The sequence below is a fragment of the Microbacterium sp. ARD31 genome (genome assembly GCF_031844425.1).
Genome location: NZ_JAUZVE010000001.1, coordinates 1,100,977 through 1,115,787 on the forward strand (window position 1 = coordinate 1,100,977; position 14,811 = coordinate 1,115,787).

General features: G+C 72.6%; 15 protein-coding genes. 5 read left to right on the top strand and 10 right to left on the bottom strand.

All coding sequences use genetic code 11. The annotated features are described in order from the left end of the window. Window positions 1-7 precede the first annotated feature (7 nt). On the bottom strand, window positions 8-694 hold the full coding sequence (locus tag Q9S36_RS05590) for a uracil-DNA glycosylase (RefSeq protein ID WP_311284267.1): 687 nt from the start codon (window positions 692-694) through the stop codon (window positions 8-10). Continuing rightward, window positions 691-1,209, bottom strand: a complete 519-nt coding sequence (locus Q9S36_RS05595; protein WP_064001441.1) for a phosphoribosyltransferase — start codon at window positions 1,207-1,209, stop codon at window positions 691-693. The genes Q9S36_RS05590 and Q9S36_RS05595 overlap by 4 nt, the downstream gene beginning before the upstream one ends. A 115-nt stretch (window positions 1,210-1,324) precedes the next feature. On the opposite strand from Q9S36_RS05595, the gene Q9S36_RS05600 reads away from it, so the two are divergent. After that, a complete protein-coding gene (locus Q9S36_RS05600) occupies window positions 1,325-2,770 on the top strand; it encodes an MFS transporter (RefSeq protein WP_311284461.1) in 1,446 nt (481 codons plus the stop codon). A 6-nt stretch (window positions 2,771-2,776) separates the two neighbouring features. Here Q9S36_RS05600 and Q9S36_RS05605 read toward each other — a convergent pair whose 3' ends face one another. Beyond that, entirely contained in the window at window positions 2,777-3,562 is a 786-nt protein-coding gene (locus tag Q9S36_RS05605; RefSeq protein WP_311284268.1) for an SDR family oxidoreductase, read from the bottom strand. A 165-nt stretch (window positions 3,563-3,727) separates the two neighbouring features. Between Q9S36_RS05605 and Q9S36_RS05610 the strand changes: the two genes are divergently transcribed. Both Q9S36_RS05610 and Q9S36_RS05615 read left to right on the top strand, forming a co-directional pair. Then, window positions 3,728-5,050, top strand: coding sequence for a bifunctional o-acetylhomoserine/o-acetylserine sulfhydrylase (locus Q9S36_RS05610; protein WP_311284270.1), 1,323 nt, complete (start codon window positions 3,728-3,730; stop codon window positions 5,048-5,050). 200 nt (window positions 5,051-5,250) lie between these two features. Then, complete coding sequence (locus tag Q9S36_RS05615; RefSeq protein ID WP_311284271.1) at window positions 5,251-5,610, top strand: hypothetical protein; 360 nt, start codon at window positions 5,251-5,253, stop codon at window positions 5,608-5,610. Window positions 5,611-5,878: 268 nt separating this feature from the next. Here Q9S36_RS05615 and Q9S36_RS05620 read toward each other — a convergent pair whose 3' ends face one another. Further along, window positions 5,879-6,685 (bottom strand): hypothetical protein, encoded by an 807-nt coding sequence (locus tag Q9S36_RS05620; protein WP_311284273.1) that lies wholly within the window; start codon window positions 6,683-6,685, stop codon window positions 5,879-5,881. A 165-nt stretch (window positions 6,686-6,850) separates the two neighbouring features. Between Q9S36_RS05620 and Q9S36_RS05625 the strand changes: the two genes are divergently transcribed. Further along, window positions 6,851-8,053: a homoserine O-acetyltransferase gene (locus Q9S36_RS05625; RefSeq protein WP_311284274.1), complete on the top strand. Its 1,203-nt coding sequence runs from the start codon at window positions 6,851-6,853 to the stop codon at window positions 8,051-8,053. A gap of 7 nt (window positions 8,054-8,060) precedes the next feature. Here the strand turns inward: Q9S36_RS05625 and Q9S36_RS05630 are convergent, their stop codons facing one another. From Q9S36_RS05630 to Q9S36_RS05655, 6 genes are all read right to left on the bottom strand, one after another. After that, a complete protein-coding gene (locus tag Q9S36_RS05630; protein WP_311284275.1) occupies window positions 8,061-9,512 on the bottom strand; it encodes an NAD(P)/FAD-dependent oxidoreductase in 1,452 nt (483 codons plus the stop codon). Then, window positions 9,509-9,991, bottom strand: a complete 483-nt coding sequence (locus tag Q9S36_RS05635) for an SRPBCC family protein (protein ID WP_064001434.1) — start codon at window positions 9,989-9,991, stop codon at window positions 9,509-9,511. Before Q9S36_RS05635 ends, Q9S36_RS05630 begins: the two co-directional genes overlap by 4 nt. A 63-nt stretch (window positions 9,992-10,054) precedes the next feature. Beyond that, entirely contained in the window at window positions 10,055-11,269 is a 1,215-nt protein-coding gene (locus tag Q9S36_RS05640; RefSeq protein WP_217531128.1) for an MFS transporter, read from the bottom strand. Beyond that, entirely contained in the window at window positions 11,266-11,607 is a 342-nt protein-coding gene (locus Q9S36_RS05645) for a thiamine-binding protein (protein WP_311284276.1), read from the bottom strand. The genes Q9S36_RS05640 and Q9S36_RS05645 overlap by 4 nt, the downstream gene beginning before the upstream one ends. 16 nt (window positions 11,608-11,623) lie before the next feature. Then, a complete protein-coding gene (locus tag Q9S36_RS05650; protein WP_311284277.1) occupies window positions 11,624-12,838 on the bottom strand; it encodes a glycosyltransferase 87 family protein in 1,215 nt (404 codons plus the stop codon). Between the two features lie 35 nt (window positions 12,839-12,873). Beyond that, on the bottom strand, window positions 12,874-13,707 hold the full coding sequence (locus tag Q9S36_RS05655; RefSeq protein ID WP_311284462.1) for an ADP/ATP-dependent (S)-NAD(P)H-hydrate dehydratase: 834 nt from the start codon (window positions 13,705-13,707) through the stop codon (window positions 12,874-12,876). Window positions 13,708-13,729: 22 nt separating this feature from the next. Between Q9S36_RS05655 and Q9S36_RS05660 the strand changes: the two genes are divergently transcribed. Then, window positions 13,730-14,803: an NADH:flavin oxidoreductase/NADH oxidase gene (locus tag Q9S36_RS05660; RefSeq protein WP_311284278.1), complete on the top strand. Its 1,074-nt coding sequence runs from the start codon at window positions 13,730-13,732 to the stop codon at window positions 14,801-14,803. Window positions 14,804-14,811 lie beyond the last annotated feature (8 nt).

Sequence of the window (14,811 nt, forward strand, 5' to 3'; positions counted from 1 at the left end):
CGTCCCGTCAGTCGGGCAGCCGCCAGTCGACGGGGGCCGCTCCCTGCGCCTCGAGCAGCGCGTTCACCCGGGAGAACGGCCGCGACCCGAAGAAGCCGCGCCGCGCCGAGAGGGGGGACGGATGCGTCGACTCGACGCGCGGGGTGTCGCCGAGCATGGGGATGAGGCCTGCGGCATCCCTCCCCCACAGCACCGCGACGAGCGGACCGGGCCGCGCGACGAGGGTGCGGATCGCGTGCTCGGTGACGCGTTCCCACCCCCAGCCGCGGTGGGAGCCCGCCTCCCCGGGCGCGACGGTGAGGACGCGGTTGAGGAGCAGGACGCCCTGCTCGGTCCACTTCGACAGGTCGCCGTGGGGGGCCGGGGGGATGCCGAGATCGGCCGAGAGCTCGGCGTAGATGTTGGCGAGGCTGCGCGGCAGCGGGCGCACGTGGCGCTCGACGGCGAACGAAAGGCCGATCGGATGCCCCGGGGTGGGGTACGGGTCCTGACCGACGATGAGCACCCGCACCCGCGACAGCGGCTGCGCGAAGGCGCGCAGGACGTGGCGTCCCTCGGGCAGGTAGCCGCGCTCGTCGGCGCGCAGGCGGTCGCCGAGGGCCGCGATGTCGGATGCCACGGGCCCGAGCGCCTGCGCCCATTCCGGGTCGAGCAGACCGTCGGCGGCCAGGTCGTCGAGCGAGCGGGCGGTCATGCGCCGGCGGGGAGCCCCTGGTCCTCCTGGACCACAGTTCCCCGGAACGACCAGGGGAAGTCGATCCAGAGGTCGGTCTCGCGCCACGAGTAGTCGGGCATCGCGATCGACCCGGGCTTCGTGTAGATGCACACCGAGCGGACGTCGGCGCCGGCCTCCCGCAGCATCTTCACGGCGAGCGCGAGGGTGCGGCCGCTGTCGGCGACGTCGTCGACGAGGAGCACGCGCTTGCCGGGCAGGGCGCCGAGGTCGAGGTCGGGCGGCAGGAGCGCGGGAGCGTCGAGCACCGTGCCGATGCCCGTGTAGAACTCGACGTTCAACGCGCCGCAGCTCTTCACCCCCAAGCCGTACGCGATCGCTCCGGCGGGCAGCAGTCCGCCGCGGGCGATGGCGACGACGATGTCGGGAGCGAACCCGTCGGCGATGATCGATCGTGCGAGGTCGCGGGTCGCCCCGCCGAAATCGTCCCAGGTCAACGTCTCGCGTTCGGCGGCCACCGGCATCCCTTCGTCCATGAGGTCCCAGACTACGACCTGCGGGGCGGGCGCCTTCGCGGTCGCGGGCTCCTCCGGCGCTAGGCTCGCGCTCGTGACCGGCTCCGCGCGCTCCTCGGCCCTGCAATCGTCCGCGCTGCGTTCCTCGGCCGCGGGGATCACCGCCGGGCTCATCGGGTGGTTCATCCTCGTCGAGATCGTCAGCGGCATCCTGCAGGGGTTCTACGTGCCCCTGTTCAGCGACATCGTGATCCAGCTCGGGATCCGCGACGCCGACGTCAACTGGTTCGAGGCGGGGCAGCTGCTGCTCAGCGCCCTCGTCGTGCCGATCCTCGCGAAGCTCGGCGACATGTTCGGCCACAAGCGCATCCTGCTCGTCGCGGCGATCCTCACCGCGCTCGCCTCGTGGGGTCTCGTCTTCGCCGACTCGTTCTGGACCTTCCTGCTGTTCTGGTCGCTGCAGGGCTTCTACGTCGTGTGGCTCCCTCTCGAGATCGCGCTGATCTTCGAACGGGGGCGGCAGCAGAACCGCGGCGTCTCGATGACCCGGCGCGCCGCGGGTCTGCTGGTCGTGGGGCTCGAGGCCGGCGCCATCATTGGCGCCCTCGCGGCGGGTCGCATCTACGCGGCGACGGGCGACCTCGGCCTCACCCTCATGGTGCCCGCCGTCGCGGTCTCGCTCATCGCGGTCGTCATCTGGCTCTTCGTCCCCGAGTCGACGCCAAGCGGCGAACGGCGCCTCGACACGTGGGGCGTCGTCCTGCTCGCATGGGGTCTGCTGCTGGTCACCGGCGCACTGGCGTGGATGCGGCTCATCGGTGAGCTCGCACTCGGCCCGGTCGCGTGGGCGGGGGTCGTGGGGCTGTTCGTGGTCGGCGTCGGCGTGCTCGTCTGGTTCGTCCGTCACGAGCGGGGCCACGCCTCCCCGGTGATCGACGTGCGGGTCCTCGCCCGACCCGACATGTGGCCGGTGCAGGCGACCGCTTTCCTCATCGGCATCAGCCTGCTCGGTGCGCAGGGCCCGCTGTCCACCTACGCCGGGACGGACTCCTCGCTCGGCTACGGACTCGGATTGGATGCGACCGAGCGCTCGTACGTGATCGGGCTGTACCTCGTGTCGCTGATCGTCGGCGCGGTGCTGTTCGCCGTCACCTCGCGACGGGTCAGCCCGCGCCTCGCGCTCATCGCCTCCGCCGCCCTGGTGGGCATCGGGTACGCGCTCTTCCTGCCGTTCCACCTCGAGGTGTGGCAGGTGCTGCTGAACCTGTCGATCGCGGGCATCGGCTGCGGCGCGCTCGTGGGTGCCCTGCCCGCCGCCGCGGCGGCGGCCGCCCCGCTCGGCAAGACCGGTGAGGCCTCCGGCCTGACCAACACGACGAAGACGATCGGCGGCGCGTTCTCGTCCGCCGTGTTCGGCGTGGTCCTCGCCGCCGGCGCCGGCAGCGTCGTCGGTCAGACGGCGAGCTCGCTCGGCGGCTACCTCACGGTGTGGGCGATCTGCGCGGCCGGCGGATTCCTCGCCGCCGTGCTGCTGGTGTTCGTGCCGAAGGTGGCGTTCGCCGACGCCCCGCCCGCGGGCTGAGCGCGGTCAGTCCTTGTCGCTGCGGGGGCGGAGGCGCCCCCGCGCCAGCAGGTGCTGCGCCGACTGGGCGACCGGTCGCATCGTGACGAGGTCGAGGTTCACGTGTCCCGGCGCCTCGAGCGCGTACCCGATGACGTCGGCGACGTCGGCCGCCGTCAGCGGCTCGTCGACGCCGTCGTAGACCTTCTCGGCCGCGGCCCGGTCGCCGCCGAGGCGGTTGAGTGAGAACTCCTCGGTCTGCACCATCCCGGGGGCGATCTCGACGACGCGGATCGGCTCGCCGTTCAGCTCGAGCCGCAGCGCGTGCACCAGCATCGACTCGCCCGCCTTCGCCGCGTTGTACCCCGCACCGCCCGGGTAGGCGGTCTGGGCCGCGGTCGAGGTGACGTAGACCGTGTCGGCGTGACCGTCGGCCTCGGCGGCGCGCCGCAGGAGCGGCAGGAGGGCTGCCGTCAGCAGCTGCGCCGACAGGACGTTGGCCTCGAACATCCAGCGCCAGTCGGCGGCGTCGCCGTCCTCGACGCGCTGCGTCCCGCGGGCGCCGCCCGCGACGTGGACGAACGCGTGCACCGGACCGGTGTCGGCGAGGTGCGCGGCGAGTGCCGCGACGTCCGCCTCGCTCGTGAGGTCGGCGGCGTACGAGCGCGACCCGATCTCGGCGTCGAGGGCCTCCAGGCGCGCCGCGCGCCGGGCCACTCCGACGACGTCCCAGCCCCTCGCGCGGAGGTCGCGCACGACCGCCTCACCGATCCCCGAGCTCGCGCCGGTCACCACTGCACGTCGATTCGCCATGAGGTCCACGCTAGCCACTCGCGACCCGCCCCCGGCACGCCGTCACGTTACGCCGCGTGTCCGTTCCGTTGTCCTCGCCGGGTGCGGCTCGTAACGTCGGTGTCGAGCCCGCGGCATCCGTCCGCAGGCCGTCACCCCACCGTCCACTCACGCAGGGAGCCCGTCATGTCCGCACCCGAGAACTGGCGCTTCGAGACCAAGCAGATCCACACCGGCGCCGCTCCGGACCCGGTCACCAAGGCCCGCGCCACACCCATCTACCAGACGACCTCGTACGTCTTCGACAACGCCGACCACGCCGCGAACCTGTTCGCCCTGGCGGAGTTCGGCAACATCTACACCCGCATCCAGAACCCGACGCAGGACGTCCTCGAGCAGCGTCTCGCGGGCCTCGAGGGAGGCACCGGCGCCCTCCTCGTCTCTTCCGGCCAGGCGGCCTCCACCTTCGCCATCCTCAACATCGCACAGGCGGGCGACCACATCGTCTCGTCGAGCTCGATCTACGGCGGCACCTACAACCTCTTCAAGTACACGCTCGCCAAGCTCGGCATCGAGACGACGTTCGTCGAGAACCAGGACGACGCCGAAGAATGGCGCCGCGCGGTCCGCCCGAACACGAAGCTCTTCTTCGCCGAGACGATCGGCAATCCGCAGATCAACGTCCTCGACATCCGGACGGTCGCCGACGTCGCCCACGCCTCCGGTGTGCCGCTCATCGTCGACAACACCATCGCGACCCCGTACCTGATCCGTCCGTTCGAGCACGGCGCCGACATCGTCGTCCACTCGGTGACCAAGTTCCTCGGCGGCCACGGCACGACCATCGGCGGCGTCATCGTCGACGGCGGCTCGTTCCCCTGGTCCCAGCACGCCGAGCGCTTCCCCGGCCTGACCACGCCCGACGAGTCGTACCACGGCGCCGTCTACACCGCAGCGGTCGGCGACGCCCTCGCCTACATCATCAAGGCGCGCGTGCAGCTGCTGCGCGACCTCGGTTCGGCCATCTCGCCGCAGAGCGCGTGGAACCTCATCCAGGGTGTCGAGACGCTGTCGCTGCGCATCGAGCGTCACGTGCAGAACGCGCAGGAGATCGCGGAGTGGCTCGAGAACCACCCCGACGTCGCCTCGGTGAACTACTCGGGTCTGCCCACCTCGCCCTGGTACGCCGCGGCGAACCGCTACGCCCCCAAGGGCGTCGGCGCGGTGCTGTCGTTCGAGCTCAAGGGCGGCGTGGCCGCAGGTCGCGAGTTCGTCAACGCGCTCACCCTGTTCAGCCACCTGGCGAACATCGGCGACGTGCGCTCGCTCGTCATCCACCCGGCATCCACGACGCACTCGCAGCTGACCCCGGAGCAGCAGCTCACCTCGGGCGTCACTCCGGGCCTCGTCCGCCTCTCGGTCGGCCTCGAGAACATCGACGACCTGAAGGCCGACCTCGACCAGGCCCTCGCCGCCGCGCGCCGCCTCTCGGAGGCCGCCCGCGCCTGACCTCCCCTCCTCAGGAGACCGACACCCCGCCCGGGTCACCGCGGCGGGGTGTCGCGCGTCCGGCCCGATACGCTCGAGGGAAGACGATGAAACGCTACGGACCTCTTCACGCTGTGCCTGACGGGCTCGCGATCGGCGATCCCGGTCGGCGTCACCTCGTCCTCGGCGTGGACACCATCAGTCACCGAGATGGACCCGCCGTGACGCAGCAGGTCGACTGGACCGAGATCCGGGGTGCCACCCTGGACCTGAGGACCACACGGTTCCCGTTCCCCGGCGCGTTCTCGGGCCTGTGGAGTTCCGTCCTGGTCATGATCACGCAGACCGACCCGGACCTCGACCTGGCGCCCGGCACCGCCGTGCTCACGACGGACCACGGGTCACTGCGCCTGGATCTGGACCGGCACCACCCCGGCGGTTACTGGCGTCCCATCGTGTCGAGGACCCAGCTGCTCATGGACCGTCTGGTCGAGGATGCCGCGTCCCGCCCGCTGCTGCGTCAGTCGAACGCTGTGCTGGACTCGATCGTCTCCTCGGTCCGCCGCGCGCGGGTCGCCTAGCGATCCGCGCGACGGAGCAGTGCTCGCCGCTTGCGGTGGAGCCGCCACCAGCTGAACGAGCTCCGCGCCTGGATACGGCCGAGCTCCACCAGACTCGGGAGCCCTCGAGAGGCCAACTCGCGCGAGATCGCATCGGAGTCGTCCGTGCCCCCGTGCGCCTCGATGACGGCATGCGCCTGCGTAACGCGTTCGCTGGACAGCGGGTGCGCCGCGATCTGAGAATCGACCTTCGCGATCCTCCGTGCCAGCTCCTCAGGTTGCACGGCGATCACTTGCCCAGTGCGCAGGCGAGCGCGGCCGCGCCGAGGCCACCCCAGATCGTGCCGGTGGCGAAGGCCTGCGTGATCTGCGGCCCTTTGAGCCCGAGGCCCAGGAGGCACGTGAACACCCACGGAGCGATCCAGATCGGATCCGCCACCACCGGGTAGGCGACCCCCGCCGCGCGGTGATCGACGACCTGGATGAGCGTGGAGCCCTCGATCTCGTAGTGCGTCGCGACAGGGTCGCCGTCCGCGTCGAGTGCCCAGGCATCCGCGACCACGGCGAGGACAGTGCCGTCAGCGGCGACGACCGCGGCGCCGTCCTCGGTCGATCGCAACGACTCGCCGACGCCGAGGTCGACGTCGTACTCGAGATGCTCCGGCGCGTCGGCGGAAGTGATCGTCGTCAGCATCTGCACACCCGCGTCACCGACGATCACAGAATTGGTCAGGGACTCACCCGGGTAGGTCACCGCCCCACCCTGGAGGAGGACGGCATCGTCCGCCGCGTCCGCCTCGGGGAGATCGATCGTCAAGGGCGACCGCCCGGGAGAGTGTATAGACACCCCGTCCGTCAACCGCGACGGGACACCGATGGTGCCCTGGCTGGTCTGCACCGTCCCGGTCCCGGCTCCATCGGATGCAGCAAGGAGCAGTGACTCATCCAGATTCGCCAGTGATTGCGCAGCGACGGCGATCGAGGCCGCGTCGACCTCGTCGTCCGCCGATGCGATGGAGGGGAATGCCACGATGGTCGACGCCAGGAGCGCTGTGACCATCGTGAGGGAGGCGGTGCGGCGCCAGGAACGTGTCATCAGGGTCTCTTCCGGTGGAGCGATCAGGTCACAGAATGGTGATCTCCCCGACGCTAACGACGGGTCCGAAGGTCCCGCGCCCGCCTTTCGGCGGAAACTTTCGAAGGTGTCCGTGCCCCCCGTAACACTGCGCTGACCCTCCCCATCGGCCGGGAGAATGGTCGTATGGACTGGCAGACCTCGGAAGACACGGTGCCCTCGGCTCCGGTGACCGAGGCAGACGCCCGGTCGCTCCTCGGGCGCCCACCGGCGACCGGCGCCTGGCGCGACGGCGACCCGATCGGGGAGCGCAGGTTCGCGCGGTTCGGCGCGTTCGCGACCGAGGGCGGCGCAAGCCTGCCCGGCATCCGACTCGCCTACGAGACCTGGGGCGAGCTGTCCCCCGCCCGCGATAACGCCGTGCTGATCCTGCACGCCCTCACGGGCGACAGCCACGTGCGCGGCGAGGCCGGCCCGGGCCACGCGACCGACGGCTGGTGGGGTGAGATCGTCGGCCCGGGCGCCCCGATCGACACCGACCGCTGGTGCGTCGTCGCACCGAACATCCTGGGGGGATGCCAGGGGTCGACCGGCCCCGCGAGCATCGCCCCCGACGGCTACGAGTGGGCGTCGCGGTTCCCCTTCCTCACGATCCGCGACCAGGTCGCCGCGCAGGTCATGCTCGCCGACGCCCTCGGCATCGACGTGTGGGCGGGCGTGGTCGGCGGCTCGATGGGCGGCATGCACGCGCTCGAGTGGGCGGTCACGCATCCCGAGCGGGTCGAGCGGCTCGGCGTGCTGTGCTCCCCGCCGACGACGACCGCCGACCAGGTCGCGCTCAACTCCGTGCAGCTCGCGGCGATCCAGATGGACCCGCGGTTCGCCGGGGGCCACTACTACGACGCACCCGACGGCGACGGTCCGCATCGCGGCCTGTCGCTCGCGCGCCGCATGGCCCTGCTGAACTACCGCACGCCCACCGAGCTGAACCAGCGGTTCCAGCGGTCGTGGCAGTCCGACAAGAGTCCCTTCGGCGCGGGCGGCCGGTACGCCGTGGAGAGCTACCTCGACTTCCACGGCAACCGCTTCACGCGCCGCTTCGACGCGAACTCGTACGTGACCCTCGTCGAGGCGATGAACTCGCACGACGTCGGGCGCGATCGCGGCGGCGTCGAGGACGCCCTGGCACGCGTCACGGCGCGCACGCTCGTGCTGGGCATCGACAGCGACCGGCTGTTCCCCGTGGAAGGCCAGCACCGCATCAGCCGCGGCATCCGCACCGCCATCGACGACGACACCGTCGTGCTGCACAGCGACTTCGGCCACGACGGGTTCCTCATCGAGACCGAGCCCGTCGGTCGGCACCTGCGCCGTCTGCTCGAGAGCTGACGTCCGACTACCGCGGCGCGAGATCCGGGGAGATCCGCGTGCCGAACGTGTGGCGCAGCGCCGACCTCGCCGCATGCCACCCAGCCAGGCCGTGCACACCGGGCCCCGGACTCGTCGACGCCGAGCACAGGTAGACCCCGTCGAGCGGCGTGCGCCACGGCTCACGCGACACGACCGGCCGTTTGAGCAGCTGCCAGAGGGCGGGAGCCCCCGCCGCGATGTCCCCGCCGGGGTAGTTCGGGTTCTCGGCTTCGACCTCGACGGCGTTCCGCGAACTGACAGCCAGGATCAGGTCGCGGAAGCCGGGGGCGAAGCGCTCGATCTGCCGGATGACGGCCTCGGCCCGGTCGGCCGTGCTCCCCGCGGGGACGTGCGTGTACGTCCACAGGGTGTGGCCGCCCGCCGGCGCGCGCGACGCGTCGAACGACGAGGGCTGCGCGACGAGCACGTAGGGCGCGTCCGGAAGGCCCCCATGCGCGATGAGGGTCTCGGATGCCGCGACCTCGGCGCGCGTGCCCCCGACGTGCACCGTGCCGGCCGCCGCGACCTCGGGATTCGCCCACGGCACCGGTCCCGACAGGGCGAAGTCGACCTTCGCGACCGCCCCGCCGTACCGGAACCGTTCGAGCGCACCGCGGTACCCCGCGGGCACGGCGTCGCCGGCCATCCGCAGGAACGCGCGCGGGATGACGTCGAGCAGCACGGCGCGCGCCGGCGGCAGTTCGGCGATCGAGGTGACCTCGTGGTCGGTCACGATCTCGCCGCCGTGGGCGCGCAGGTCGTCGGCCATCGCGTCGACGATCGCCTGGCTGCCGCCGACCGGGATCGGCCAGCCGCGTGCGTGGGCGTAAGTCGTGAGCGCGAGGCCCGCCCCGGCACCGGCGAGGCTCGGCAGCGGCAGGATCGTGTGCGCGGCGACCCCTGTGAGCAGCGCCGGCGCGGCATCCTCTCGGAACCGGGCGTTCCACAGCGGACTCCCCTGCTCCAGCGTGCGGGCGCCGAACCAGCCCGCCGCGAGCGGATGCCGCGGCACCCGCAGCAGCGGATGCCCGGTGAAGTCCGCGACCTCCGACGCACGCTCGACGAGCGGGCGCAGGAGCCGCGCGTAGGCGTCGCCGTCGCGGCCCAGGCCGTCGGCGGTGCGGTCGAGGTCACGGTAGGCGACGCCCGCGCGACCGCCGTCGAGCGGATGCGCGAACGAGGCCTCCGGGACGACGAACTCGACGCGGCGGCCGAGGCCGAACTCGCGGAAGAAGCGGCTCTCGAAGGCGAGCGGGTGCACGGCGGAGCAGACGTCGTGCTGGTACCCGGGGAGGGTCATCTCGGCGGTGCGAGCTCCGCCGCCGATCGTCGCGCCCTTCTCGTAGACGCGGACGGCCAAGCCCGCACGGGCGAGGGTGACGGCCGCGGCGAGGCCGTTGGGGCCCGCCCCCACGACGACGACGTCGAGGTCGTTCATTCGGCGACGCCCTCGTCCTCGGCGGTCGTCTCGTCCGTCGGCCGCGCGGCCCGCCCCTCGGCGAGGTACGCGAGCCGGTGCAGCGTCTCGTGGTTGCGCAGCTGCAGGACGACATCGAGCAGCGGCTGCGGCACGAGGCTGCCCGGCCCCGCGACCGCCTCCTCCTGGATCCGTACGATGCACCCGTCCCGGTGCGGCTTGACCTGGATGTCGACCTGGGCCTCGCCCATCGGCCATCCCTTCGCCCGCAGCAGCACGTGGCGGGGCGGGTCGTAGACGAGCACCTCGGTCGCGTCGTCGATGAGCACCGGCCAGACGCCGAACGAGTGGTGCAGCCGAGAGCCCACCTGCGGCCACGTGTCGGCGACCTCACGCATGCGGGACGCGCCGACCACCCATGACGGGAACAGCCAGCCGTCCGCCAGGACGGCGAACACGTCGTCGGGTGTGCAGGCGAACCGGCGCGAGTTACGGGACATGGCTCGACGCTAGCGAGTCGCAGGCTCGGTCGCGGACGGGGTTGCGCCGCCCGCTGCGGCGTGTCAGACCAGAGCGGGTGTGCGGGCGTGCCGCCGCTCGAGGGTGACGCTGAGCGCGGCGATGCCGAGCCCGGCAAGCGCGAGGAGGAAGCCGACCCACACGGGCGCCGCGAAGCCGAACCCCGCGGCGATGACGGCACCGCCCAGGGCCGCTCCCATGGCGTTGCCGGTGTTGAGGGCGGAGTGGTTGAGCGCGGCGGCGATCGACTGGTTGTCGCCGGCGACGTCCATGAGGCGGGTCTGGATGGTGGGACTCACCGCCGACGCGGCGAAGGCGACCGCGAAGACGAAGATCACGACCGTCACGATCCACCCCGAGGTCAGGGCGAGCAGCAGCAGCGACAGCGCCAGCAGGCCGAGCAGCCCGAACATCGCGCGGATCAGGTCGACGTCGGCGAGGTGCCCGCCGACCAGGTTGCCCACCGTCATCCCGATCCCGAGGATCACGAGCGTGATCGGGACGACCCACGCGGGCGACCCGGCGGCCTCGGTCACGAGCGGCGACACGTACGTGTAGACGGCGAAGAAGCCGCCGAAGCCGATGGCGCCGATCCCGAGCGCGAACCAGACCTGTCCGATGCGGAACACCCCGAGCTCGGCGCGGAGGGTGCGCGAAGGCTCCCCCGCCCGGCGCGGCACCGTCACGGCGATCGCGGCGGTCGCAGCGGCGAAGATGGCGACGACGAGCACGAACGCCCACCGCCAGCCCAGGTTCTGCCCGAGGAAGGTGCCGAGCGGCACGCCGACGACGTTCGCGACCGTCAGACCGGTCAGCACGAAGGCGACGCCCTTGGCCCGGTTCCCCGGACCCATGACGTCGGCGGCCACGAGCGCGCCGATGCCGAAGTACGCGCCGTGGGGCAGTCCCGCCAGGAGGCGCGATGCCGCGACGAGCTCGAACGTCGGCAGCACGAGGGTCAGCGCGTTGAACAGCGTCAGCGCCGCCGCGAGCAGGATCATGACGCGGTGACGCGGGTACTTGGCGACGGATGCCGCGATCGTCGGCGCTCCGATGACCACCCCGAGCGCGTAGAGCGTGATGAGCCACCCCGCCTGCGCGATCGCGTCCTCCTGCGAGCTCGCCCACGCGGCGGGCAGCAGCTCGCGCGCGATCTCGGGGAGCAGCCCCATCACGACGAACTCGGTCATGCCGATGCCGAAGCTGCCGACGGCGAGCGCGAGGAGCGCGCGGCGGGGACGCGTGGGGGCGGAGATCACTCCGAGATCGTAGTCCCGCTCCCCTGCTCGCCACGAATCGATTCGATCGCCGTCTCCAACCGGGCGATCTTGCCGTCGATCTCGCCGGTGTACCCCGGGCGGATGTCGGCCTTCAGCACGAGCGAGACACGGGAACCGAAGGGCTGCGCGGCGTCGACGGCGCCCTTGACGACGGCCATCACCTCGTCCCACTCCCCCTCGATCTCGGTGAACATGCTGGTGGTGCGGTGGGGCAGCCCCGACGCGCGGACGACCGTGACGGCCGCGGCGACCGCGTCGTGGACGGAACCGTCCGGGTTGCCGTCACCGGAGGGGGCGACGGAGAAGGCGACGAGCATGGGAGGACCTCCGGGATCAGGGGGCGACGCGGACGGGAGCGGACACGGATGCGGGAAGGCGGACGAGGCGCGCGACCATCCACACCAGGAGGCCCACCAGCACGAGGTTGCGGAGCGTGAGGACCGCGACGGGCAGGACCGCCGGTGTGATGATGCCGCCGTAGAGGACGGGATACACGAGCTGGGTGAGCGCGGCGGCCGTGAGCACGAGGGCGGCGGGAGCCACCCATCGGCGCCGGTCGATCACGAGGCCCAGGACGGTGGGGGCGAACAGCCAGGTGTGGAACTGCGGCGACCCGACCTTGTTCGCGACGATGAGCACGAGCACGAGGGCGAGCGCGAGGACGGGGAACAGGCGCACGAACGGCACTCCGCGACGCACCTGCCAGGTCCCGAGCAGGAGGACGCCGGCGGCCGCGAGGGCGAGCAGTGGCGTCATCGCGGCGATGACGAGGTCGACCTGCGGGCCGGTGACCTGGAAGGTGAGCAGGCCCTGGTCGTAGTACACCGCCGACCCGTCGGCGCCCAGCAGCGCACCCCAGACGTACGGCGCGCTCACGGGCGCCTCGACCTGCAGTCCGCGCCCGGTCTGCCCGGTGACGAATCCCAGCGCGTGGTCCGCTCCGCCGGCGGCGACGACGACACCCAGCACCGCGACGCTCACGAGCGCTGCGGCGGCGATCACCCTCGCGCGGCGGCGCACCGCGACGACGGCCGCCGCGAGGAGGGCGGCGGGCCACACCTTGATCCAGGTCGCGGCCGCGAGGAGCGCGGCGGCGAGCGCGGGCCGGCGCAACAGCCACAGGCATCCGAGGATCGCCAGCGGTACCGAGACCGCATCGATCCGATACAGGCCGACGGGGCCGAGGCAGACGATCGCCGCGAGCCAGAAGACGGCGGCGACGACGCGCCCGCGGGAGCGTCCGCGGCCGACGAGCACACCGAAGGCGACCGCGTCGACCAGCGTCACGAGCACGGCCCAGCCGACCGTGTAGTCGCCCACGAGGCCGGCGGGCAGATGGGCGAGCAGCATGGGCAGCAGCGCGAGCTGGGGATAGACCCAGTCCTGCGTCACGCCCACGACGCCGCCGCCCGAGAACACCGCGCGCGACCACGGCTCGTACACGCGGTACACGTCGCCCATGGGCTCGTTCGGCAGGAGGAACCCCAGCAGGCCGACACCCGCGTGGACGAGGACGAACACGGTCCACAGCAGCACGCGGTTCGTCACGCGCCCAGCCTACGGGCGCCGCCGACCGACGCGTGTCAGCCGGCCAGCACCTCGGCGACCGCGTACGGCAGGTGCTCCGCGACGTCGAGCGCCGCGATCGGTCCGCCGCGGTGGGCGGCGACGGCGAGCGCCGCCGCGTGGCCGTGCAGCCAGACAGCGGATGCCGCGGCCCGCTGCAGCGCGCCCAGGTCGCCCGGCGCCCCGCCCCGCCCGACGACGCCGGCGATCACGGCACCGACCGTCCCGGCGAGGACGTCGCCGGTGCCGGCAGTCGCAAGCCACGAGGTGGGAGCCGTGATCCCGATCGCCTCTTCGCCGGGCGCGGCGACCACCGTCATCGCGCCCTTCCGTACCACCACACCGCCGAGGACGGCCGCCGTCTCGGACGCATCGTCCACGTCCGGGTCGAGCCCCAGCATCCGCCGCAGCCGCTCGTGCTCGCGGCCATGCGGTGTCGCCACGACCGGCGCAGCCGCCGCCGGGGCGAGATCCAGGGCGCCGGCGTCGACCACGACGGGGACCTCCCCCGAGAGGATGCCGCCGAGCGCGGCGCGCTCGCGCGCGGAGCGGTGCGCGGCATCCGTCCCCGACCCGACCACCCACGCCTGCACGCGACCGTCCGCGGTCACCGTCTCCGGGCGCCGGGCGAGTACGAGGTCCGCCGCGCGCTGCGGTCCGAGATAGCGCACCATGCCGACGCCCGTCCGCCAGGCGGCTTCGACGCCGAGCACCGCCGCACCGGGGAAGGCCGTCGATCCGGTCCGCAGGCCGACCACACCGCGGGAATACTTGTCGTCGTCCGCCGTTGGCCCGAAGACGACCTCGGCCGTGTCCGCCCTCGTCCATCCCCGCGCCGCCATGGCGCCCACCCTACTGCGACGGAGTCCGCCCATGACCCTGCTGTTCCGCCCCCTCGAACTGGCCGGCGCCACCGCGCGCAACCGCCTGTGGGTCTCGCCGATGTGCCAGTACTCGGCGGTGGACGGCGTGCCGAACGACTGGCACCACGTGAACCTCGCCCAGTTCGCGACCGGCGGTGCGGGCGTGGTCATCGCCGAGGCATCCGCCGTCACCCCGGAGGGGCGGATCACCCCGCACGACGCGGGGCTCTGGAACGACGCGCAGCGGGACGCCTGGGCTCCGATCGTCGCCGCGATCCACGCCCGCGGCGCCCTCGCCGGAGTGCAGCTCGCGCACGCGGGCCGCAAGGCCTCGACCCACCGGCCGTGGGACGACGCCCGCGGCTCCGTCGCCCCCGCGGAGGGCGGCTGGACGACGGTGGCCCCCTCGGCGATCGCGTTCGACGGCTACGCGCAGCCGGTCGCGATGACCAACGGCGACATCGACGTCCTCGTGGACGCCTTCGCGCAGGCCGCCCGCCGCGCCGACGAGGCCGGGTTCGATCTCCTCGAAGTCCACGCCGCCCACGGCTACCTGCTGCACCAGTTCCTCTCGCCGCTGTCGAACGAGCGCACCGACGCCTACGGCGGATCGCTCGAGAACCGTGCGCGCCTCCTGCTGCGCGTCGTCACCGCCGTCCGCGAGGCCGCGCCGAGCCGGGTGATCGCCGTCCGGTTCTCGGCCACCGACTGGGCCGACGGCGGCTGGGGCGTAGAAGAGACGGCGACGGTCGCCGCCTGGGTCGGTGAGCGGGGCGCGAGCGTCATCGACATCTCCACCGGCGGCCTCGTCGCCCACCAGCGCATCACGACCGGTCCCGGCTACCAAGTGCCGTTCGCGGCCACGGTACGCGAGCGCACCGGACTCCTCGTCACGGCGGTGGGCGAGATCCTCGACGGCGCGCAGGCCGAGACGATCCTGCAGGACGGGCTCGCCGACGCCGTCATGGTCGGTCGCGGTTGGCTCCGCGACCCCCACTTCGCTCTGCGCGCCGCCGACGAGCTCGGCGACGCGGAGGCTGCGACGCTGTGGCCGCCGCAGTACCTCCGTGCCCGGCGACGCTGAGCCGCCCC

What these genes read in the sequence shown, in the direction of transcription:
- Q9S36_RS05660 (WP_311284278.1), top strand. Translation starts at nt 13,730, where the DNA reads ATGACCCTGCTGTTCCGCCCCCTCGAACTGGCCGGCGCCACCGCGCGC.
- Q9S36_RS05645 (WP_311284276.1), bottom strand. Translation starts at nt 11,607, where the DNA reads ATGCTCGTCGCCTTCTCCGTCGCCCCCTCCGGTGACGGCAACCCGGAC.
- Q9S36_RS05625 (WP_311284274.1), top strand. Translation starts at nt 6,851, where the DNA reads ATGGACTGGCAGACCTCGGAAGACACGGTGCCCTCGGCTCCGGTGACC.
- Q9S36_RS05590 (WP_311284267.1), bottom strand. Translation starts at nt 694, where the DNA reads ATGACCGCCCGCTCGCTCGACGACCTGGCCGCCGACGGTCTGCTCGAC.
- Q9S36_RS05630 (WP_311284275.1), bottom strand. Translation starts at nt 9,512, where the DNA reads ATGAACGACCTCGACGTCGTCGTCGTGGGGGCGGGCCCCAACGGCCTC.
- Q9S36_RS05605 (WP_311284268.1), bottom strand. Translation starts at nt 3,562, where the DNA reads ATGGCGAATCGACGTGCAGTGGTGACCGGCGCGAGCTCGGGGATCGGT.
- Q9S36_RS05620 (WP_311284273.1), bottom strand. Translation starts at nt 6,685, where the DNA reads ATGACACGTTCCTGGCGCCGCACCGCCTCCCTCACGATGGTCACAGCG.
- Q9S36_RS05595 (WP_064001441.1), bottom strand. Translation starts at nt 1,209, where the DNA reads ATGGACGAAGGGATGCCGGTGGCCGCCGAACGCGAGACGTTGACCTGG.
- Q9S36_RS05610 (WP_311284270.1), top strand. Translation starts at nt 3,728, where the DNA reads ATGTCCGCACCCGAGAACTGGCGCTTCGAGACCAAGCAGATCCACACC.
- Q9S36_RS05635 (WP_064001434.1), bottom strand. Translation starts at nt 9,991, where the DNA reads ATGTCCCGTAACTCGCGCCGGTTCGCCTGCACACCCGACGACGTGTTC.